General features: G+C 60.4%; 20 protein-coding genes. 16 read left to right on the top strand and 4 right to left on the bottom strand.

Annotation, left to right across the window (positions count from 1 at the left end; all coding sequences use genetic code 11):
* Window positions 1-9 precede the first annotated feature (9 nt).
* On the bottom strand, window positions 10-573 hold the full coding sequence (locus V7747_RS04915) for a class GN sortase (RefSeq protein WP_335614945.1): 564 nt from the start codon (window positions 571-573) through the stop codon (window positions 10-12).
* The gene (locus tag V7747_RS04910; protein WP_335614944.1) at window positions 566-2,566 is read right to left on the bottom strand and encodes a marine proteobacterial sortase target protein; all 2,001 of its coding nucleotides are present in this window, start codon (window positions 2,564-2,566) and stop codon (window positions 566-568) included. The genes V7747_RS04915 and V7747_RS04910 overlap by 8 nt, the downstream gene beginning before the upstream one ends.
* A 414-nt stretch (window positions 2,567-2,980) precedes the next feature.
* Here V7747_RS04910 and mgtE point away from each other — a divergent pair, with 414 nt between their 5' ends.
* A complete protein-coding gene (mgtE, locus tag V7747_RS04905; RefSeq protein WP_335614943.1) occupies window positions 2,981-4,609 on the top strand; it encodes a magnesium transporter in 1,629 nt (542 codons plus the stop codon).
* A gap of 12 nt (window positions 4,610-4,621) precedes the next feature.
* On the opposite strand, the gene V7747_RS04900 is transcribed toward mgtE, so the two are convergent.
* Window positions 4,622-5,083 (bottom strand): PH domain-containing protein, encoded by a 462-nt coding sequence (locus V7747_RS04900; RefSeq protein ID WP_335614942.1) that lies wholly within the window; start codon window positions 5,081-5,083, stop codon window positions 4,622-4,624.
* A 182-nt stretch (window positions 5,084-5,265) separates the two neighbouring features.
* Here V7747_RS04900 and V7747_RS04895 point away from each other — a divergent pair, with 182 nt between their 5' ends.
* The 6 genes from V7747_RS04895 to V7747_RS04870 all read left to right on the top strand — a co-directional run bounded on the left by V7747_RS04895 (window position 5,266) and on the right by V7747_RS04870 (window position 9,497).
* Window positions 5,266-5,754 carry a MarR family winged helix-turn-helix transcriptional regulator gene (locus tag V7747_RS04895; protein ID WP_335614941.1) on the top strand — a complete coding sequence of 163 codons (489 nt, stop codon included), beginning with the start codon at window positions 5,266-5,268 and terminating at the stop codon, window positions 5,752-5,754.
* The gene (locus V7747_RS04890) at window positions 5,751-6,812 is read left to right on the top strand and encodes an HlyD family secretion protein (RefSeq protein WP_335614940.1); all 1,062 of its coding nucleotides are present in this window, start codon (window positions 5,751-5,753) and stop codon (window positions 6,810-6,812) included. The genes V7747_RS04895 and V7747_RS04890 overlap by 4 nt, the downstream gene beginning before the upstream one ends.
* An 8-nt stretch (window positions 6,813-6,820) precedes the next feature.
* Window positions 6,821-7,867: a DUF2955 domain-containing protein gene (locus V7747_RS04885; protein WP_335614939.1), complete on the top strand. Its 1,047-nt coding sequence runs from the start codon at window positions 6,821-6,823 to the stop codon at window positions 7,865-7,867.
* A 198-nt stretch (window positions 7,868-8,065) separates the two neighbouring features.
* A complete protein-coding gene (locus V7747_RS04880) occupies window positions 8,066-8,767 on the top strand; it encodes an SDR family NAD(P)-dependent oxidoreductase (RefSeq protein ID WP_335614938.1) in 702 nt (233 codons plus the stop codon).
* A 14-nt stretch (window positions 8,768-8,781) separates the two neighbouring features.
* Window positions 8,782-9,099: a DUF6482 family protein gene (locus V7747_RS04875; protein WP_335614937.1), complete on the top strand. Its 318-nt coding sequence runs from the start codon at window positions 8,782-8,784 to the stop codon at window positions 9,097-9,099.
* Window positions 9,100-9,116: 17 nt separating this feature from the next.
* On the top strand, window positions 9,117-9,497 hold the full coding sequence (locus V7747_RS04870; protein ID WP_335614936.1) for a GFA family protein: 381 nt from the start codon (window positions 9,117-9,119) through the stop codon (window positions 9,495-9,497).
* A gap of 156 nt (window positions 9,498-9,653) precedes the next feature.
* Here the strand turns inward: V7747_RS04870 and V7747_RS04865 are convergent, their stop codons facing one another.
* A complete protein-coding gene (locus tag V7747_RS04865; RefSeq protein WP_335614935.1) occupies window positions 9,654-11,840 on the bottom strand; it encodes a PAS domain-containing protein in 2,187 nt (728 codons plus the stop codon).
* Between the two features lie 345 nt (window positions 11,841-12,185).
* Between V7747_RS04865 and V7747_RS04860 the strand changes: the two genes are divergently transcribed.
* The 9 genes from V7747_RS04860 (at window position 12,186) to kdpA (ending at window position 20,943) form a co-directional block, all read left to right on the top strand.
* Window positions 12,186-13,235 (top strand): DNA topoisomerase IB, encoded by a 1,050-nt coding sequence (locus tag V7747_RS04860; RefSeq protein WP_335614934.1) that lies wholly within the window; start codon window positions 12,186-12,188, stop codon window positions 13,233-13,235.
* A 261-nt stretch (window positions 13,236-13,496) separates the two neighbouring features.
* Entirely contained in the window at window positions 13,497-14,348 is an 852-nt protein-coding gene (locus V7747_RS04855) for an STAS domain-containing protein (protein ID WP_335614933.1), read from the top strand.
* A gap of 2 nt (window positions 14,349-14,350) precedes the next feature.
* Complete coding sequence (locus tag V7747_RS04850) at window positions 14,351-14,713, top strand: STAS domain-containing protein (protein WP_335614932.1); 363 nt, start codon at window positions 14,351-14,353, stop codon at window positions 14,711-14,713.
* Window positions 14,710-15,114: an anti-sigma regulatory factor gene (locus V7747_RS04845; protein WP_335614931.1), complete on the top strand. Its 405-nt coding sequence runs from the start codon at window positions 14,710-14,712 to the stop codon at window positions 15,112-15,114. Before V7747_RS04850 ends, V7747_RS04845 begins: the two co-directional genes overlap by 4 nt.
* On the top strand, window positions 15,111-16,115 hold the full coding sequence (locus V7747_RS04840; RefSeq protein WP_335615214.1) for an ATP-binding protein: 1,005 nt from the start codon (window positions 15,111-15,113) through the stop codon (window positions 16,113-16,115). Before V7747_RS04845 ends, V7747_RS04840 begins: the two co-directional genes overlap by 4 nt.
* Entirely contained in the window at window positions 16,108-16,953 is an 846-nt protein-coding gene (locus V7747_RS04835) for a sensor histidine kinase (protein ID WP_335614930.1), read from the top strand. Before V7747_RS04840 ends, V7747_RS04835 begins: the two co-directional genes overlap by 8 nt.
* Entirely contained in the window at window positions 16,943-18,883 is a 1,941-nt protein-coding gene (locus V7747_RS04830; RefSeq protein WP_335614929.1) for a response regulator, read from the top strand. The genes V7747_RS04835 and V7747_RS04830 overlap by 11 nt, the downstream gene beginning before the upstream one ends.
* 261 nt (window positions 18,884-19,144) lie before the next feature.
* Window positions 19,145-19,234 carry a K(+)-transporting ATPase subunit F gene (kdpF, locus tag V7747_RS04825; protein WP_335614928.1) on the top strand — a complete coding sequence of 30 codons (90 nt, stop codon included), beginning with the start codon at window positions 19,145-19,147 and terminating at the stop codon, window positions 19,232-19,234.
* Between the two features lie 8 nt (window positions 19,235-19,242).
* The gene (kdpA, locus tag V7747_RS04820; RefSeq protein ID WP_335614927.1) at window positions 19,243-20,943 is read left to right on the top strand and encodes a potassium-transporting ATPase subunit KdpA; all 1,701 of its coding nucleotides are present in this window, start codon (window positions 19,243-19,245) and stop codon (window positions 20,941-20,943) included.
* The last annotated feature ends 1 nt before the right edge of the window (window position 20,944 follow it).

Raw genomic sequence — 20,944 nt, 5'->3', positions numbered from 1 at the left:
TCAGCGCAATCATGCACGGGGCTCCAGCCAGGCGGTAACCACATAGCGCTGCGGACCGCCGCTGGTAAGTGCGGCAAAGGGGTAGCAGGTGACCAGGCGCAGCTCGCCGCGCTGATACTGCAGCTCGATGTTTTCCTTGCGGCTATCGACCACTCGCTGGCTGGCAATCCGGTAGCGGTAGGTCTGGCCGTCGCTGCCCTGAAGCTGCAGTACCTGGCCTGGCTTGAGGTGCTGCACAAAGGCAAAGTGACTGTCCTGGTGACCCGCCAGCACCAGGGTGCCTGCATCGCCTGGCTGCACGCTGTTGTCCAGCTGGCCGGGGCCGAAGGCCAGTGCCTGGCCGCTCATGCCGGCGAGCACGTAGCTCTGCTCGCCGTTCGGGGCGGTCAGCTTGGCCACCGGCCAGGTATCGGCCCAGGCCCAAGGTTTGGCCGGCTCGCCGCTGGCCAGTTGCTGCTCCCAGGCCTGGGCGATCAGTACCTGGGCCAGCAGCGCCTTGGCCTGCAGCCAGAGCCCCTGGCCGGCAACACCCAGGGCGCCGAGCAGCAGCACCGCTGCAAGCAGCTTACGCATGGCGGCGGCTCCAAGTTGCCGGGTGGCGCCAGAATAGTACCAGCATCGCTGCCAGCAGCAGGGCCAGTGCCAGCGCCCAGAGGCCGGCCAGGCCCAGCGAGGTTTGTGGATAGGCGCGGTGATCTACCGGGTTCAGGTTGGGGATCTGCTGGCTGTGCAGCGGCTCATCAAAGGCACGGGCGGGTACCGGTTCCAGGGCTACGAAGCTGGTGTACTTGCTCATTAACTGGTGCTCCAGCGCCACCGGCAGTACCAGGTCGCGGACTTCGTCGTCACCGGCGCCGGCGTTCAACTTGTCCATCATGGCGTCGATCTTGCGCTGCGCCCAGAGCCGTGCCACGCCCTCGCTGTTCTGCTGCTCGGGCAGTACCAGGCTTTGTTGCCAGGGCTCGGGTTGTTGGCCGGTGAGGGTGAGTTCTTCGGGCAGGCGATTGAGCTTCAGCGCGACGACCAGAGGTTGGCCTGCATACAGATCCGGCAGCTTTTGTGGCCAGGTCTCCGCCTCGATGCCAGACGGCAAGTGCAGTGCGAGATCGGTCAGCACCGGTGATTCCAGTTTTTCGAACAGGCGGTTCATCGATTCGCCGACGCCGTCGGCATCGTTGATGGCCGTAAACTGACCGCGCCCCACCTCAGCTGCCTTGCGTAGCAGATAGTTGTTGGGCGCTGCGCCAATGCCCACGGTGAATACCCGCGCCTGGCGTAGCCGTTGGTGGATCATTTGCAGCACGTCGCGCTCGTTGCTCACCGAGCCATCGGTGATAAAGATCAGCTGGCGCAGGTAGCCGGGCTCGTTCGGCTGAGTCAGGGCCTCGCGCAGTACCGGCAGCATTTCGGTGCCGCCGCTGGCCGGCAAACCCTGCACCCAGCGCCGTGCCTCATGCAGGTTGGCAGCATTGGCCTGCTGCGGTGCGCGGAACAGCATGCTGTACTGGCTGTTGAATTCCAGCACGTTGAAGCGGTCTTCGGGCTGCAGGCGGTCCAGCGCGTAGACAACGCTGCGGCGCGCCTGACGGATGCGCTCACCCTGCATGGAGCCGGAGGTGTCGAGTATCAGAAAGACTTCGCGCGGCTGGCGTTCTTCGCTGCGGGCGGCGGCCGCTGGCGACAGCATGAGCAGGGCGTAGTAGCCGTCGCCTACGGCCTGGCTGAACAGCGCTGCCTGATTGCCGGCTTCGGCGGGAAGTTGCCATTCGAGCACGAAATCGCGGTCCATGGGCACCGGGTTGCTTTGCAGGGCGACCGGATAACCATGGCCGTCGTAGCGGGTTTCTATGGCGTGGCTGGGGCTGTGCACCTGCGCCAGTTCCATGCCTGAGTCCAGGTACAGGTTGATCTGCGCCTGATGTGAAGCAGCCTCGCCATGCAGATGGGGTACGATCGGCCCTTCAGGACCCGCGGGTCGTGGCGCAGCCTGCTGCTGCGGGTTGTCTGACGGCGCCGGGCCCGGCACGTAGCGCGGTGTCATGGTCAGCGGCAAGCGCAGGCTGAAGCGAGTCGCGTCGGGCTGCAGCAACTCGGTATAGCGCAGGGTCACGCTGATGGTTTCACCAGCGCCAATGTTGGCGACCGAGGTGCGGAACAGGTTGGGCCGGCTTTGCTCCACCAGGCCGCTGCGCTGGCCGTTGTCTTTGGCCTGCTGATAGATCTTGCGCGCCTGCCCGCGCTCGTGAATCGCGCCCTCGATGCGCCGCTCGCCAATATCCAGGGTCATGGCGTACACCGCCGCCTGCTCGCTGACCGGCAACACGTATTGCCCTTCGGCAAAGGCGCCGCCAGGGTTGCTGAAGGTCTGGCGAATGCGTACCTCGGCTATCGACCCGCTGACCTGCACATCCATTTCCGTGTTCAATAGCAGCGCCGGCTGCCAGGCCGATGCCGCGTCGGTGCGCAGCAGAAACAGGCCCGTGCCGGGCTCGTCATGCTCGTTGGCAATGGCGGCCTGGCTCAGCAGCCCGGTTACCAGCACTATCCATCCGATCAGATACTTCATTTCGCGTCTCCCTGTGGTCCACCTGGATTGGTAATGCGGCCAGTCTGGAGAGGCGGTTTGTGCGCTTGATGTGGTTTGTGTGTGGAAAAAAATTATTTGCGGACGGTTGAATGTCTGTTTGCGCAGGTCGAGTTCCAACTCGATCAGCGGCGCCAGCTTAACGCCCGTGGGCAGGGTTGGAGCTCGGCCGGCCAAAATCACCGGCCGTCGCGGGAAAGCTCGGCCTGCTGCGCGGTTTAAGGTGACCGTGTTCTGGTGCGCAGCGTCTGCCAAGGGTACATTAGGACGCATCTGAAACAGCACCTGCCACCCGACGGCTTCGGCCGTTACCCGTCGTTCGCCCACAGGGGAGGCGATAGCGCGCGGGGCCTTGACTGTTCGTGTCCGATTCAGCCACAGGAGTAGTGCGCGCCGATGAGCGAAGCCGACAGCCACGCCATTCATACCGAGCTTGATGCCATTGCCGAAGCGCTCGCCAAGGGCAAGCGCAAGCGTGTGCGCAAGTTGCTGCGTGCCATGCATCCGGGCAAGGTCGCCAGCGTGCTGGAAGCGCTCGATCCCGAACAGCGCCAAGCCGCCTGGCAGCAGGTCGATGACAATACTGAAGAGCAGGTATTGCGCCATCTCGACGGCCTGATGGCCACTGCGCTGCAGCGTGATCCGCAGGATGATGACCTCGCGGACGACCTTGACGAAGACGACGAACACGGCGCTACCACGCAGATCGCCCGCGTGCGTGACGCGCTGGAGGCCGGTAAATTCAAGCGCGTGGGCAAGGCATTCAAGCAGATGCACCCGGCCAAGGCCGCCGGCCTGCTGGAAGCCCTGCCGCCGGATGAGCGCTCTAGCGTCTGGGATATGCTCGACGCCGAGCGCGCCGGCAAGATTCTGGTCCACCTGCATGAAGAAGTACGCGCTCGTCTGGCGCTGGAGATGGATGAGGAGGAGTTAGCCGCCGCCGCCCAGAAGCTCGACCTGGATGATCTGGTAGACCTGATCCAGGATCTGCCTGCCGGTAACGGTCGTCACCTGTTGCAAGCCATGGATGTGCGCAAGCGGCAGCAACTGCTGTCGATGTTGTCCTACCCCGAAGACTCCGCCGGTGGCCTGATGAACACCGACCACCTGTCGGTGCGCGCGGATGTGCGGGTGGGTTCGGTGCTGCGTTATCTGCGCCTGCTGGAAGACCTGCCGGACCATACCGACAAGGTGATGGTGGTCGACCGCAAGAATCGTTATCAGGGTGTGCTGCGCCTCAGCCGTCTGGTGACCAGCCCGCCGGATGCCCAGGTGGGAGAGGTGATGGATGCCGAGTTCAAGGCCATCGACGTCATGCTGTCGAGCAGCGAGGTGGCGCGGCGCTTTGAGGACCTCGACATTCTTTCAGCTGCGGTGGTGGACGATAACGACGTGCTGCTGGGTCGCATCACGGTGGATGACGTTATGGACATCATCCGGGAAGACTCGGAGCGGGCCATGATGAACATGGCCGGTCTGAACGATGAGGCCGATATGTTCGCCCCGGTACTGACTAGCGCACGTCGCCGCGCGGTCTGGTTGGGCATCAATCTGGTAACGGCTTTTCTGGCGGCCTGGGTGATCGGGCTGTTTCAGGGCACCCTGGAGCAGATTGTGGCACTTGCCGTGCTCATGCCGATCGTCGCCAGCATGGGCGGTATCGCTGGCAGCCAGACACTCACGCTGGTTATTCGCGGTTTGGCGCTGGGCCAGGTGGAAGGCGGCAACGCGCGTCTGCTGCTGGGCAAGGAGCTGGGCATCGGCTTTTTGAACGGACTGCTGTGGGCGGGGGTGGTCGCGGCGCTGGCGATTCTGTGGTTCAAGAGTTGGCAGATTGGCGCCATCATTGCCGCCGCTATTCTGCTTAACTTGCTCTGCGCCGCGCTCTCGGGCCTGATGATTCCGCTGTTGCTGCGCCGCCTGGGGATAGACCCGGCGCTGGCCGGCAGCGTAATCCTCACCACCGTGACCGACGTGATTGGCTTTCTCGCCTTTCTTGGTCTGGCGACGCTGTTTCTGCTCTAAAGCGGCTGCGGATCAGGCCACCGGGTTACTCACGCTCTCGATGTCGCGCTTGACCGCCATGGGGTCATCGATGTTCTTAAAGGTCACATCGCTGATGCCGCGGCCGGTCAGCTTCACCGTGCCGTAACCGAACATACGTCCCCATACGCTCTGCTCAATCTCGACGGTTTCAATCGAGGTCAGCTTCATCTCTTCGGTGTTGCGACTGATGATGCCGGTCTTCAGGATCACCCGCTTGTTGGTCACGCCCTGCTCAATCGAGCGCAGCCGAAAATACTCGTAGATTGCGATCAGCCAGGTAATCCCCAGCGTCGGAATACCAAGCAGAATCCAGATGTACATGGGTACTTTGGCAAACCAGTGCAGCTGAAAGATCTTGTGAATGGCTTCGCCGCTGGAAAGGGATTCTTCGATATAGGACATGAAGCGCTCGCTCAGACTGTAATGGGGCGGCACCGTTGTGCCGGGCTGCATGAGACTCTAACCAAATCCGCTGCGCGGCAACAGTCCGACAGCGGTCAGTGTTTCTTCTTGGACACGCAGTGTTGCCGAAAAGTGCTTTTGCTTAGCTTGCTAAATATATTTGGCGGTTTAGAATAAGTGCTTAGCAAGCTAATCAATTCCTGGTTGATTGACAGACTGATCTCGGAGACCGCATGAGCAAGACGTCCAGCACAAAACCCTTTCTGCACGAAACCCTTAAGCCCTCCATGGGCGCGGCGTTAGGCCGGGTGCACCGGCTGTGGCGCGGCGCCATTAACCAGGCGGTGGGGGAACTGGGTATGACCGAGGCGCGCTGGGCGGTGATGATGCACCTGGACAAGCTGGGCGAGGGCTGTACCCAACAGGCGCTAGCTACCGAGTTGGCCATCGAGATGCCGTCGCTCACCCGCACTCTCAACCAGTTGGAGGCGCAGCAACTGATCGAGCGTCGGCGTGATACGGCCGATCGCCGGGTGCATTGCTTGTGGTTTACCGCTCAGGGTCACGAGCAGGTGCGTCAGCTGGCCGTGCACATCGCCAAGGTGCGCGAAGATATCTATCAAGGCCTGAATGACCAGCAGCTCGACGCCTTTGCCCGCGTGCTGTTGACCATGGAAAGCAACGTTAGAACGCTGCTGGCGGATAAGGAGGTAAGTGAATGACACCTGATCAGCTCTTTGCGCGCTGGGTGCGCGCTGCCCTGATTCTGTTTGCCTTGGCGTTCGGCTACTTTCTGGCGGCGGATTTGTGGATGCCGCTGACGCCACAAGCGCGGGTGATGCACTCGGTCATTCGCGTGGCGCCGCAGGTCAGTGGCCAGGTGGTCGCGGTGCCGGTGAGCGACAACCAGCATGTGCAGGCCGGCGATGTGCTGTTCAGCATTGACCCGCGCCCGTACGAGTTGGCCGTGCGACAGGCACAGCTGGCGCTGGAAGCCGCCGAGCGCGACAACACTGGATACGACGCTTCGCTGGCAGCGGCTGAGGCGGAGGTGCGTTCGGCGCAAGTGCAGGTCAACGAGCTGGCGCGCGAGCACAAGCGGTTGAGTACGCTGGTGGCCAGCCGCAATGTTTCACAGCAAATGTATGACCAGGCGCAATCCCGCTACCAAGCCGCGCAATCGAACCTGGCCAGCGCCAAGGCGCGTGCCGAGCAACTGCGTGTGCAACGTGGGCTGACCGACGAAGACAACCTGCGGTTGCGTCAGGCGCGCAACGATCTGGAACGTGCTGAGCTGAACCTGAGCTATACCGACGTGCGTGCCCAGACTGCCGGCGTGGTGTCCAACCTGCAGATCAAACCCGGCACCTACGCCAGCGTCGGCAACTCGCTGGCCGCGCTGGTCAGTGATGAGGCCGATGTGATCGCCGACTTCCGCGAAAAATCGCTGGTGCACATGGCGCAGGGTGAATTCGCTGCCATCGTTTTCGATGCCCTGCCCGGACAAGTATTCGATGCGCGGGTTGTCGCCTTGGATGCCGGCACCCAGCAGGGTCAATTGCTGCCTGATGGCAGTCTGGCGGCGCCGGAAACGTCGGACCGGTGGGTGCGTGATGCCCAGCGTCAGCGCATTCACCTGCAGCTGGAGCAACCGCAGCTGCTGGCACAACTGCCCTCGGGCGCGCGTGCCACGGTGCAGCTGTATCCGGTGGGCGGGCTTGCGCAGTTGTTGGGTCGTCTGCAGATCCGTCTGGTCAGCCTCATGCACTATATCTACTGAGGCGCCCCATGCGACCAATATTGCTCACCAGTAAACGGCACCTGGACGCCAACGATGTACGCCAGTGTCTGCGCATCGCCTTTGGCGGCACGCTGGGCTTTTTGCTATGCAAGCTGATGGGGTGGAATTACGGTGCCTTTTTTGTGGTGCAACCAATCCTGTTGCTGGCCATGGTGCCAACGCTAAACGCCCACGTGATGCGCCAGTTCCTCGCCAACATGCTGATGGTCAGCTTCGCTGTGCTGGTCGTGCAAGGCCTGTTTGGCGACAAGCCGGTGCCCATGATCATGCTGGTGGCGGCGATGTTTGCGCTCCTGTTCAGGCAGATGAGCCGCGGCACCAGCTTTCTGTTTGGCGCCATGTCGATCGTCAATATGTCGATGCAACTGCACTTTGCCAGTTACCCCACCGCGGACATTGGTGACATCGTCGCCTCGAATATTGTGTCGGTCTTTACCACCGTATTCATCGCTATGTTGATGCAGGTTCTATTTGGCGATGTGGCGCCGCGTCAGGCGCGCCAGATGCCCGTCAAGCCCCTCACCAACCAGCGCCACGAGGTCATTCTCGCCACCACGGTAGCCACGCTGTCGTTTATTGTATTTCAGGTGTTCAATCTGCAGAGCGGGTTGTCGGCCCAGGTGGCCAGTATCCTGGTGCTCTTCCCACTGAACTGGCGCGGCGCCGGCCCGGCGGGCTGGAACCGGGCGCTGGGCACTCTGGTGGGCTGCAATCTGGGGTTGGTCGTGCAGTTTGTATTGATGGACCATTTTGATGTGCTGCCCTTTGTCGCTATGGGCCTGTGGGTCTGTCTGATGCTCTTTGCCCGCATTCATCTGCTGGAGGGCGGCACCGGCGCGGGCATGGCCGCACTCACCACCATGGCCATCCTGTTTGGCCAGTACCTCTCCCCGCGGCAGGATCTGTTTTACAGCGACTTGTACCGTTTCTGGTCGCTGGCCGTCGCCGTGACGTTATCTCTGGGGGCGGTTTATTTGATGCACCTGCTGCTCAATCGCTTCGCCGCGACCCGCTTTCAGGTTCCGCCCGCGTAACGCCGCCGCGGTTACTTTCTCTCTGTGTATAAGTTGTGTATAGATTATTGTCGGCTAAGACGATAGCGTGTACAGCCTGGGCGCGTGCCATAGCAGGTCGCCCCCGCAACTGTGTACAACCCTAAGGCCGGCAGGTTACGTCGCCCCGGCGCGCCTGCTCGGGCATGTCGGGACCGGGTAGCAACGGGAGGAGACTGGATGGCGTTTTTACATTCGTTCGCAGCGGGCTACCGAGCCTTGGTCATTGGCAGTAGCGGGACCCTGGGGCGGGCGTTCTGTGAGCAGCTGGAGCGTGACCCCGATTGTGCTTTGGTTACGCAACTCAGCCGCCACACCACGCCGGCGTTTGACCTCACCGATCCGCCCAGCATCGCGGCTGCGGCAAAGGCGCTGGCCGACAACGGGCCCTATCAGCTCATTCTGCTGGCCACTGGCGTGCTCCACGGGCCTGGCATCGCGCCGGAAAAGTTCCTCGGCGCTATAGATGCCGAGGTCCTGCAACAGGTATTCCAGATCAACAGCCTGGGACCAGCGCTGGTACTGCAGCACTTTCTGCCGCTACTTGATGCCCGTGGTGCCATGGCCTTGCTCTCGGCCAAGGTGGGCAGCATCGAGGACAATCGGCTGGGCGGTTGGTACGCCTATCGCGCCTCCAAGGCGGCACTCAACATGCTGGTCAAGACGGCGGCCATAGAGTTGGCCCGGCAACGCCCGCAGGCGCGCCTGCTCAGCCTGCACCCGGGCACCGTCATTTCTCCGCTGTCGCAGCCCTTTCGCGGCGCGGCCAATGCTCGTCCTGCTGCACAGGCAGCGGCCGAGTTGCTAAAAGTCGTGGATGCCAGCACAGCGGCAGACAGCGGCGGCTTCTTCGCTTATAACGGAGAGCGTCTACCCTGGTAACCAGGAGAAACCTGATGAATCTGCAACAACTGATCAAGCTGGCCAGCGAGGGTCAGGTGCGTGAGCTGGAAGTGCTATCGCTTGAAGGCGGTATTTATATTGTGCGCGCCCATCTGCTGCACGGCTGTCGCACCTTGCAGAACGCACGCGGCAACACGCTGCACCTGCGCTCCACCACCCATGTACGGGACCTGCTGCGCGATCTTCCAGCTTCACTATCCGCGTTGCCCTGCGTCCTGGTGCAGCACGTGGTACACGACGAAATGTGCGGCGCTCGGCAGGGCGAGATCGCGCCATTGCGTATGCCGTTTTCGCTGGCGGCGACGTGGTAGGCGCGGGAGGTAGCAGTGTGCAGACCTTCAGCGGCGCGTGCCTGTGCGGTGCGGTGCGCCTGGTCGCCAGCGGGCTACCCGACCGGGTGGGTGTGTGCCACTGCCACGACTGCCGCAAACACCACGGCGCACTTTTCTATGCCGCAGCCATCTTTCCGCAGGCGGCCGTCAGCATCACGGGTGAAACCCAGCACTACCAAGGCCGTCACTTTTGCCCGCGTTGTGGGTCGTCGGTGTTTGCGCGCAGCGACAATGAAGTAGAAGTGCACCTGGGTGTGTTGGATCAGGGAGATCAACTGGTGCCGACCTACGAGGTGTGGACCTGCCGTCGCGCGCGCTGGCTCCCAGCGTTTGCCGGTATGCAGGGCTATGCGCGTGACCACGAGGGAGAGAGCTAGCTGCGAGCCTCGCCTGGTCAACGAGGATCCGTCACTCCGACTTCCCAGTCTCCTCGACACTCAGTCTGAGTGGCTGGCCATATTCTTCGGCCATTATGAACCACTCCCGTCTGTGGGCCGACCTCAGCGCTGCCGGCCTCGGGCGGCTGGGCGACGCTAATCAGCGCCTTCCGATTTCTGGCTCGTCCCCTGCTGCTCCGCAATCATCGAGCGCACGCGCTGGGTCATGGCTTCTATCGAGAAGGGTTTGGTGAGTACCGACATACCTGGGGCTAGCTGCCCGTTTCCGACAATTGCGTTCTCGGCATAGCCGGTGATGAAGAGCACTTTCAGGTTGGGGCGGACGCTGCGAGCGGCATCTGCCATCTGGCGGCCGTTGAGCCCGCCTGGTAGCCCAACGTCGGTCACCAGCAGGTCAATGCGCACGTCCGATTGCAGGATATTGAGTCCTTCGGCGCTGTCGCCGGCTTCAATCGTGGTGTAGCCGAGCTCTTCCAATATCTCCGCGACCAGCATTCGCACCGTGGTCTCGTCGTCTACTACCAGCACTGTCTCGCTTTGTTCGGAGCTCTTTAATTCGGGAGCTTCAGAGGGTTGGCTTTCACCTTCGATGTTGCCATGGTGGCGAGGGAGATAGAGACGCACTGTAGTGCCCTCTCCCAGCTTCGAATAGATGCGTACCTGTCCGCCGGACTGCTGGGCGAAGCCATAAATCATCGAAAGGCCAAGCCCGGTGCCCGATCCCAAAGGCTTGGTGGTGAAGAAGGGTTCGAACACGCGGGGGAGCAGCTCTGGTGGTATGCCAGTGCCGGTGTCGGTTACGCACAGCGATAGATACTGGCCCGCCGGCATCTGAAGCTGTTCAGCTTCGCGCTCGTCTAGCACCATGTTGGCGGTTTCCATCTTAATGTGTCCGCCATCCGGCATGGCATCTCGCGCATTGATGCATAGATTCAGTAATGCGCTCTCCAGTTGCGGTGCATCTACCAAGACAGCCCAGAGGCCAGAAGTGTTCGCGACTTCTACGACGATGCCAGGGCCTACGCTACGCTGAATCATCTCCTGCATACCCCTGACAAGCAGCTGCACATCAGTCGGCTTTGGATCAAGAGTCTGACGTCGGGAAAAGGCAAGCAGCCGGTGGGTCAGGGCGGCGGCGCGCTTGGCCGCTCCCTGGGCAGCGAACATATACCGCTCAACATCGGCAAATTGCCCTTGCTGCATGCGTACCTGCATCAGCTCAAGCGACCCGGAGATGCCGGCAAGCAAGTTGTTGAAATCATGCGCCAGGCCGCCGGTCAGTTGGCCGACCGCATCCATTTTCTGCGATTGGCGCAGCCTGGCCTCGGCCTCCATCAGCTCGGCAGTGCGTTCGGCTACGCGCTGCTCCAGTGTTTCGTTGAGGGCTTGCAAATCGGCGATGGCTTTATCACGTTCTGCCTCGACCGCGCGGCGCCCCTCAATGTCGATAAGTACCCCAGGGAAGCTGACGGGCGTGCCATCAGGAGCGTGGTCTACGCGGCCGTTGGCCTCCAGCCAGTAATAGTTGCCATCCCTGCGCCGCACGCGGTACTGGTGTGCGTAGCGGCCGCCCCGCGCTATGGCCTCATCAATAGCTTTGGCCAGTCCCGCCTGGTCCTCCGGGTGCACGGTGGCAATGATCTGAGCGCGTGGAATACCTTCCTGGCCAAGGGTGGGGTCCAGACCAAAGGCATCGGCAAAGGCTTCATCGACCATGAAGCGATCCGTCAAGAGGTCCCAGGTCCAGGTGCCTATAATGGCTCCGGCCGCGAGGGCTAGCTGTACACGTTGCACATTTTTCTGGGTGAGAGCCTCGCTGATACGCAGGCGTTCTTCGGCCGCATGTCGCTCGGTGACGTCAATGACAAAACCGGGGAAGCTGGTTGGCTGGCCGTACTGGTCAAACTCGACGCGTCCGGTTGCGTCGAGCCAGTAATACTTCCCATCTGCTCGCTTGACGCGATACTGATGCGCGTACGCTCCGCCGCGCACGACAGCTTCCTTGATCGCCGCGTCCAGGCCTGGTCTGTCCTCGGGATGCACGTTTTCCAGCACTCTGGCGAGAGGTACTTCTATATTCAAAAAGCTGGAGTCCAGACCGAACGCGAGAATAAAACCCTCGTCGACGGTAAAGCTGTCTCTGGTCGGGTGCCAGTTCCATGTGCCAATGACGCCGCCGGCCGCAAGCGCGCTGCGTACGTGCTCGTTATCTCGCCGGGCTTGAGCCTCACGAGCACGCAGCGTCTCGGCCTCGGTCAGTTGAAGGCGGAGCTGCTCGTTTTCTGCCCTTAGCGAGGCGAGTTCATCCCTGTTATTGGACATGTCAATTCACTGCGCCCGCGTGGCGTCCTTGATTATGTGATGATTGCCCCGATGGCGTGAAAGCTAGCTAAACCGTGATCGCTGACCGAAGCCAGCAGTCCACTGGTTGCCACCAGCTGATGCCTTGCGGCGACGCAATATAGCCAAGCCCGTTGCTTTGGCAGCATATCTGAAACGCCGATACCTTAGAAAGCGGATACTGATTGCATTGCTAGCGGGCGAATAAATGTCGCAAAGCCTGAATTCAAAACCATGAACGGGGTTCGCCTGAGTACGACTGGCACCTCCACTGAGCTTTGCGGTCAATCAAAGATAACGAACAGATTATCTGCCAGGAAATCATTCATGCCTGATTCCGCGACTCACGCCGATCTGCCTCGCGACCTGCATTACGTCGACGACTCCCAACCCGGTATCCGCCGCAAGAAGGTACGAGGCAAGTTTCAGTATTTTGATCCTGAGGGTGAGCGCATCACCGATGCCGATGAGATCAAGCGACTCAATGCGCTGGCGGTGCCGCCGGCCTATACCGATGTGTGGATCTGTGCCGATCCGTGTGGACATTTGCAGGCTACCGGGCGCGATGCAAAGGGCCGCAAGCAGTACCGTTATCACGCGCGCTGGCGCGAGGTGCGCGATATCGACAAGTACTCACGCCTGGAGGAATTTGGCAAAGCGTTGCCCAAACTACGCAAACACCTGGAGGCGCAGCTGGCGGAGCCCGGGTTTAGCCGCGAGAAGGTGCTGGCCACCGTGGTGATGTTGCTGGATGCAACCCTGATTCGCGTGGGCAACACCCAGTACGCGCGTGAGAACAAATCCTATGGGCTGACCACGCTGCGCACGCGTCATGTAGAGGTCCAGGGCAGTGAGATACAGTTTCACTTTCGCGGCAAGAGCGGGGTGGAGCATGAGGTCAGCGTGAGGGACAAGCGCATGGCCAAAGTGGTCAAGCGCTGTCAGGAGCTACCGGGGCAGAATCTGTTCCAGTATGTGGACGAGGAGGGCGAACGGCACAACGTCAGTTCATCCGACGTCAATGCCTATCTGCACGACCTGACCGGGGCGGATTTTACCGCCAAGGATTACCGCACCTGGGCCGGCACGGCCATGGCACTGGCGGTGCTGCGCGAGCTGGAATGGCAGCCCGAGTCGGAGGCCAAGCGGCACGTGGTAGCCATGGTAAAAGAGGTGGCCAAGCAGCTTGGCAACACCCCCGCTGTCTGCCGCAAGTGCTATATACATCCGGCGGTGCTGGAGCATTTCAGTCTGGGCGAATTGTCCAAAATGCCGAAGCCGCGGGTGCGCAAGGGACTGAAGGCTGAAGAGGTTGCCCTGGCGATGTTTCTGGAGCGGCTGGCGGCAGAAACGCCTAAGACCTGCAAGGCTGGTTGAACCTTTGCCTCGTTCAGAGGATCGATAGCACATAGGTGTCAGGTGCTGGCAGGAACGGGTGACTGCCGGCCGCTGCTTAGCCATTTCATCCCGCCCCACCGGCCGGGTAATCAAGCCTTTTGGCTGTTTTATCGATCCCCGCCGTAGCGATGCGCCAGTGCGCTGAAGATGACGTATTGACGTCGCCTTTATTAAGCCGAATGTGCTAAAAAGCGTGCTGGTAAGCTGTAACAAAAAATATCATCGACGAGAAACGGACGAATGTCAGAATTGGACCAAAGCGCGATCGACGCGCTGCAAGCAAAGCAAGCGGACGTGCAGGGCGCGTGGATCGCAAGCCTCGAGGAGAACGGCTCCTCCAAGGGAGTGCGGCCTGACGAGCTGCACAAACAGGCGGCCGAGTTTTTGAAGCTGTTTATTGCTGGCGTTTCTGACGCCGGTACCGATAGCTGGGAATCAGGCGCCTGGAATGAAATACGCCAGTTTCTGGAAAAGATTTCGCACAGCCGCGCTCTGCAGGGGCTGGATGCCCAGCAAACGGCGAATTTCATTTTTTCGCTCAAGCGGCCTGTGTTTGATTTGCTGCAGCGCGAGGCCAAGGTGGATGCGGCTGTATTGACCACGCAAATTACCAGTATTTCCGAGCTGCTGGATGAAATGGGCATGCATACCGTGCGCACCTTTCAGAAAGCGCGTGAGTCGGTAATCAAGCGGCAACAGGAAGAGCTGCTGGAGTTATCTACCCCCGTAGTGAAGCTCTGGGACGGCGTATTGGCTCTGCCGATGATCGGCACGCTGGACTCCCAGCGCACACAAGTTGTGATGGAATCTCTGCTGCAACGCATAGTGGATACCGGATCTGAAATCGCCATCATCGATATCACCGGTGTGCCCACCGTAGATACCCTGGTTGCCCAGCACCTGCTGAAAACGGTCACCGCCATTCGCTTGATGGGTGCCGACTGCATCATTAGTGGCGTGCGTCCACAAATCGCCCAGACCATCGTCCATCTGGGGCTGGATCTTGAAGGCATAGTGACCAAGGCCAATCTGGCGGATGCATTTGCTCTGGCGCTGAAACGCTCAAATCTGACTGTCACCAAGGCGAGCTGATTATGGAGCGCATTCCCATACTGAGAATGGGTGAGTATCTGCTGGTGACCGTTCAAGTCGAGATGCATGACCAACTGGCCCTTACTCTGCAGGAAGACCTGGCCGACCGCATCAGTGAAACCGCTGCGCGGGGCGTGCTTATTGATATTTCTGCTCTGGAAATTGTCGATTCGTTCATCGGACGTATGATCGCCAATATTTCCGGGCTGTCCAAGATCATGGACGCCAAGACAGTCTTGGTAGGCATGCAGCCGGCGGTGGCGATCACGTTGGTCGAGCTGGGGTTGAACCTTCCGGGTGTGGCTACCGCCATGGATGTGGATCGCGGAATGAAATTGCTGCGCACAAAAGTGCAGCAGCAATGAACATAAAAGACGAAGGGACGCGGCCCATCCGCACAGAACAGGACATCGTCATGGCACGCCAACTGTGCCGCAAGCTGGCCCAGGATTGCGGGCTGCGCTTGGTGGCGCAAACCAAGGTCGTGACGGCGGTCAGCGAGCTTGCGCGCAACACGCTTATCCACGGTGGCGGTGGCGAAATGCAGTGGGAGCTGGTCGAAGAAGGCATGCGCCAGGGCTTGCGCGTGGTCTTCAGTGATGAAGGACCGGGTATTCCCGATATGGATCTGGCCATGACCGACGGTTGGACTTCTGGCGGCGGTCTTGGCTTGGGCCTGACGGGGTCAAAACGCTTGGTCAACGAGTTTGATATCGAAACCACACCGGGTGAAGGCACTCGGATAACGATCACTCAATGGAGCTGACCCTAGGAGCAAGCCTCAGCGAAATTATAGCGATTGAGGACGAGAGCCAGGTGGGACAGGCCAGGCGGCGCGCCAAGCAGCTGGCCGAGCTGGCAGGCTTTAAGCCGGCAGATGCCGGGCGTGCGGCCCTGGTTGCCACCGAGCTGACGAGTAATATCCTCAAACATGCCGGTAGCGGTGAACTACAGGTGCGTTTGTTGTCAGTGCAGGGAGGCAATTGTGTTGAGCTGATAGCCATTGACCGCGGGCCGGGCTTTGACGCGCACCGCTGCCTGCGAGATGGCTTCTCTACCGGCGGCACTAAAGGAGAGGGCCTCGGTTCTGTTTCCAGACAGTCGCAGATGCTGGATATCTTTGCCGATGAACGCGGCGCAGTGGTAGTGGCGAGATTGCTTCCGACAGGCGTCAAGGATCTGCGTGTGGGAGTACAGTTGCATGCGATGCAAAACCATTTGGCCTGCGGTGATGCGTGGCACCTCTGTATCAGCGGTTCCAGGCTCAGTGCCCTGGTGATCGATGGCTTGGGGCATGGCGAAGACGCGCAACTTGCTGCGTGGGCTGGCCGTGACGCTTTTGCCGCGCATCCCTTTGAGCATCCCGACAGACTTTTTGCCTCGATGCATCGCGCCATGAATGGCACGCGTGGCGGGGCGGCCGCTATTGCGCAGTTCGATGCTGAAAGTGGCGTGCTTCAGTTCGCCGGTATTGGCAATATTGGCGCGCGGCTGGTTGCCAGCGAGGGCGCACGCGGGTTGGCCTCGCATCCGGGTATCGTTGGCGGGCAGTACCGCAAGGTGCACACCTTTACCTATCCCGACGCAGGCAGGAGTATGTTGGTGCTGTACAGTGATGGCTTGCAGTCGCGCTGGGATCTTAATGCTTATCCGGGGTTGGCCTTCCAGCACCCCGCCACTATAACTGCGGTGCTGCACCGGGACTTTTGCCGCGGCCGAGACGATGTCACCATCATGGCCATAGACCTGGAGTTGCCCAATGGTTGAATCAACAGAAATTTTCCGGTTGCAGTCTGAAAACGAAGCACTGCGGCAGGAGCTGGACGAGACCAATCAGGGGGTGCTCGCGCTGTACGCAGAGCTCGATTCGCAGGCCGAGGCGCTGAAGCAGGCGTCGGAGCTGAAGAGCCGCTTTCTGTCTTACATGAGCCATGAGTTCCGCACCCCTTTGGGCTCGATATTGAGTATCACCAGCCTGCTAAAAGATCAGTTGGATGGCCCGCTCAACGAGGAGCAGCAGAAGCAAGTGCTGTTTGTGCGAACCTCGGCGCAGGAGTTGACGGAAATGGTTAACGACCTGCTTGATCTGGCCAAGATTGAAGCTGGCCGTATCAGTATTTCGCCCGGCTGGTTCGATATGTTCGATCTCTTTGCTGCCCTGCGCGGCATGTTCCGTCCTATTGTTGACAGCGACGCGGTAGACCTCGTGTTTGAGCAGCCGGTCGGCGTGACGCGCCTTTACACCGACGACACTAAGCTCGCGCAGATTTTGCGCAACTTCATTTCCAATGCGCTCAAGTTCACCCTGCGCGGCGAAGTGCGCGTATCCGCCGCGCTGGAAGGCGATAATGAGGTGCGTTTTTCCGTCAGCGATACGGGGATCGGTATCCCTGAAGATATGCATGATCGGCTGTTCGAAGACTTTGTTCAGATCGACTCGCCTCTGCAAAAGCGGCTGCGCGGTACCGGTCTTGGTTTGTCGTTGTGCAAACGTTACGCAGAGCTGCTCGGTGGCCGCGTAGGGGTCGAAAGCCACCCCTCGGTAGGTTCAACTTTTTACCTGGTGATACCGGTCTCTGAGGGAGGCAAGGAAGATGATGAGTGAGCGGTGCCTGCTGATCGTTGACGATAACGCAGCTACGCGGTATTCCATCCGCCGTCGGCTGGAAAGTCACGGCTATCGCGTGATGGAAGCAGGTAATGGCGAAGCCGGATTGGCGCTGATTGATGCGCATCCTCTGGATGCCTTGATCCTGGACATCAACCTGCCGGACATGAGCGGCTTCGATATCGCTCGCCGTCTGCGGGCCGACCCGCGCACCGCGCTGTTGCCGGTAATTCACGTCTCGGCCGCTTCCATCGACACCCGCGATATTATCTCGGGGCTGGACGCGGGAGCCGATGCCTACCTTATTCACCCCATCGACCCGGATGTTCTGCTGGCCACGCTTGGCACCCTGCTGCGGGTGCGCGATACCGAGCACGCCCTGAGAGAGCGAGAGGAGCACTTCCGCGAAATATTCGAGAATATTTCCGCGCCGATCGCCGTGGTCGACTCTTCGCTCACCATCCACAACCGCAATCAGGCGTTCAACCGGCTGGCTTTGGACTGCACCGGCGATGAGCTGGACGACTGCATGGTCGAGGGACAGGCAGAAACACTGGACATAGTGCGTGCCACTATCAGCGCTCGGGGGCGCTGGAGCGGACCGTTGAAAATGCTGGGTGAGGAGTCTGACCGGGTCACTCAGTGGCAGGTAGCACCCTACCGGGCCCCTGACCTGTCGTTCATCTTTATTGAGGATGTGACCGAGCGCCTGCACAAGGAGCGTACGCAGGAAGAGTTGCTGGCGACCGTCAGCCATCAGTTGCGCGCCGAAGTCAAAGAACGGGAACGCACCGAAGCCCAGTTGCTGCACGCCAGCAAGATGGACTCCCTGGGCAAGCTAACCGGTGGCATCGCGCACGATTTCAATAACCTGCTGACCAGCGTGATGATGAGTCTGGAGTTGGTCATAGAGCGGGTGAATGCCGGCAAGTACGATCAGGTTCAGCGCTATGCAGAGGGCGCCCTGCAGTCTGCCAAGAGTGGCGCAGCCCTGACTCATCGTCTGCTGGCATTTGCCCGGCAGCAACCGCTGGAAGCCAAGTCGGTCGATATGAACGCGCTGGTTGCTTCGCTGGATGACTTCATCCGCCGGGCCATCGGCGAGAATATTTCGCTGGTACTGAATCTCTCCTCCGAACCGGTCATTGCCCATGCCGATGCCAGCCAGTTGGAAAGCGCGATTATCAATCTGGTGATCAATGCCCGCGACGCTATGCCAAATGGCGGCGAAATTTGCATCAGCACCCAGGTGCTGGATGTGGCGAATGATTCAGAACTGCCCGATGGTCGTTATGTGGCGGCCCGCGTGCGCGACAATGGCACCGGCATAGCGCCCGAGTTATTGGACAAGGTGTTTGATCCTTTCTTCACCACCAAGCCTAGCGGCAAGGGCACGGGCCTGGGCCTCTCCATGCTGTATGGTTTTGCCGGGCAGTCGGGCGGCGTGGCGCGTATGCGCAGTGAGGTCGGACAATTCACCGAAGTGACGCTGTTGCTGCCGGTCAGTGAAAAAATGCCGCAAGCCTTGGAGCCCGAGGTCCGCAGCGCGTCGACCCCTGGCGGCGGGCACATCCTCATCGTGGACGATATTCTTGCTGTGAGCGCGGCGCTTCGAGAAACGCTCCTCGATGCCGGGTACCGCTGCACCTCGGCCGAAAGCGCGGAAAGCGCCTTGGAGATTCTCAGCGCCGACCCCTCTATCGATCTGCTGCTGACCGATATCGGCCTGCCCCGCATGAATGGTAACGAATTGGCTAAAGCGGCGCGCAGCGAGCGGCCCGAATTGCCAGTGCTGTTCATGACCGGCTACGCCGAAAGTGCCAAGAATCGGGAAAACTTCCGCGAGCCGGGAATGGATATCATGCTCAAGCCTTTCAGCATGAGCGAGTTGCTGACCAAGGCGTCCACGCTGTTAGCCAAGCCCTAAGGCGTCACTATCGTTGCAGGGCCACCGGGCTGACCCGCTCGCTGGCCTGTTTTATCGCATTCGCTTTGCTTGCGTTCCGCTTTGCGGCACCGGCCGCACTAAAACCCCTCCTTCTGAGCTAGATACCAGCCATCAGCCGCTGAGTCGCTGGTGGTTCTTTACGCTTTTTTTACGCTGCAGAGGCGTTCTGCCAATCGAGCCTTTACGCGCAACTTTCCGATAATTCAGCTCTACCTGAGTAGTTGTTTCGGAGAGAAGCCCATGTCCTTTGTTGATGCTGTATCGCTTGCCCTGACCTTGGGGTTGTTTGGCTATCTGCTGGTGGCGCTCCTGCGCGCGGATGAGGCTTAGGAGGCGCTATGCAAATCCATGATGTGCTACTGCTGCTGTCCTTCTTTGCACTTGTTCTGTTACCGGCACCCTTTCTGGGGCGCTATCTTTACCGCGCTATCGAAGGCGAGAAAACCTGGCTAAGCGGTTTGCTGCGGCCGGTCGAACGGCTGTGCTATCGCAGCTGCGGTATCGACCCGGCGATCGAGCAGGACTGGAAAAGTTACGCTCTCGCCGTGCTGACCCTGACCCTGATCAGTCTGGTGAGCCTATTCGGCATTCTGTTGCTGCAGGGCCATTTGCCACTCAACCCGCAGAAGCTTCCCGGCCTGGAGTGGACGCTGGCCTTCAATACGGCGGTCAGTTTTGTTACCAACACCAACTGGCAGGCTTACAGCGGTGAGGTGTCGCTGAGCTACTTCAGTCAGATGGTTGGCTTGGGGGTGCAGAACTTTGTCAGTCCGGCGGTGGGTCTGGCGGTGCTGTTGGTGTTCTGTCGCGGCATTGCGCGACGCTCCAGCCACTCGGTGGGCAACCTGTGGGTAGACCTCACTCGCATCATTCTTTACGGCTTTATTCCGCTGTGTCTGGTACTGGCGCTGCTGCTGGTATGGCAAGGCGTACCGCAATCCTTCGATGCCTATGTACAAGCCAAGACGCTGATGGGAGCTGACCAGAACATTCCTCTCGGGCCTGCGGCGAGCCAGATCGCCATCAAGCAGCTGGGCACCAATGGGGGTGGCTTTTTCGGCGTGAACTCGGCTCATCCGTTTGAGAACCCCACTGCCTGGAGCAACCTGTTCGAGCTGGCTTCAATCCTGCTGATTCCGGCCGCATTGCTGTTTACTTTTGGCCATTACGTCAAGGATTTGCGGCAAAGCCGCGCATTGCTGGCGTGCGTGTTGCTCCTGTTCTGCGCAGGTCTGGGCGTTGCGCTCTATGCCGAATATCAACCCAACCCCGCACTGGTGCAGCTGCCGATAGAGCAGATCGGTTCGCTGGAGGGCAAGGAAAGCCGCTTCGGTACCACTGCCTCTACGCTCTGGGCGGTCGCCACTACGGCCGCCTCCAATGGCTCGGTCAATGCGATGCATGACAGCTTCAGTGCCCTGGGTGGCCTGGTGCCCATGGCCAACATGATGCTGGGCGAGGTGGTGTTTGGCGGGGTAGGCGCGGGCCTTTATGGCATGCTGTTGTTTGTGCTGATTGCCGTGTTTTTGGCCGGGCTGATGATTGGGCGTACACCGGAATACCTGGGCAAGAAGCTGGAAGCCCGCGAAGTTCGCTTGCTGGTGTTTACGCTGCTGGTCATGCCAGTGGGCGTGCTGGTATTTGCAGCCCTGGCCAGCAGTCTTCCGGGCCCCGCCAACGCTGCCGGCAACCCCGGCGCGCATGGCTTCAGCCAGATTCTCTACGCCTACACCTCGGGTACCGCCAATAACGGATCTGCCTTCGCGGGGTTTGGCGCCGACACGCCCTTCCACAATCTGCTTATCGGGCTGGCCATGCTGCTTGGCCGCTTTGGCTACATCCTGCCGGTGCTGGCCATTGCCGGCAGCCTGGCGGCCAAGCAGCGTGTACCTGTAGGCAGCAACAGCTTTCCGACCCATGGCCCACTTTTTGTCATCCTGTTGACTCTGACCATCTTGTTGGTAGGCGGGCTGACCTTCTTGCCGGCCCTGGCGCTGGGGCCCATTGCCGAGCACTTCAACCTGATTCAGGGCTTCTGAG

It is taken from the genome of Halopseudomonas sp. (assembly GCF_036960865.1).
GTDB lineage: Bacteria > Pseudomonadota > Gammaproteobacteria > Pseudomonadales > Pseudomonadaceae > Halopseudomonas.
This window is presented reverse-complemented; position numbering and strand designations above follow the sequence as displayed.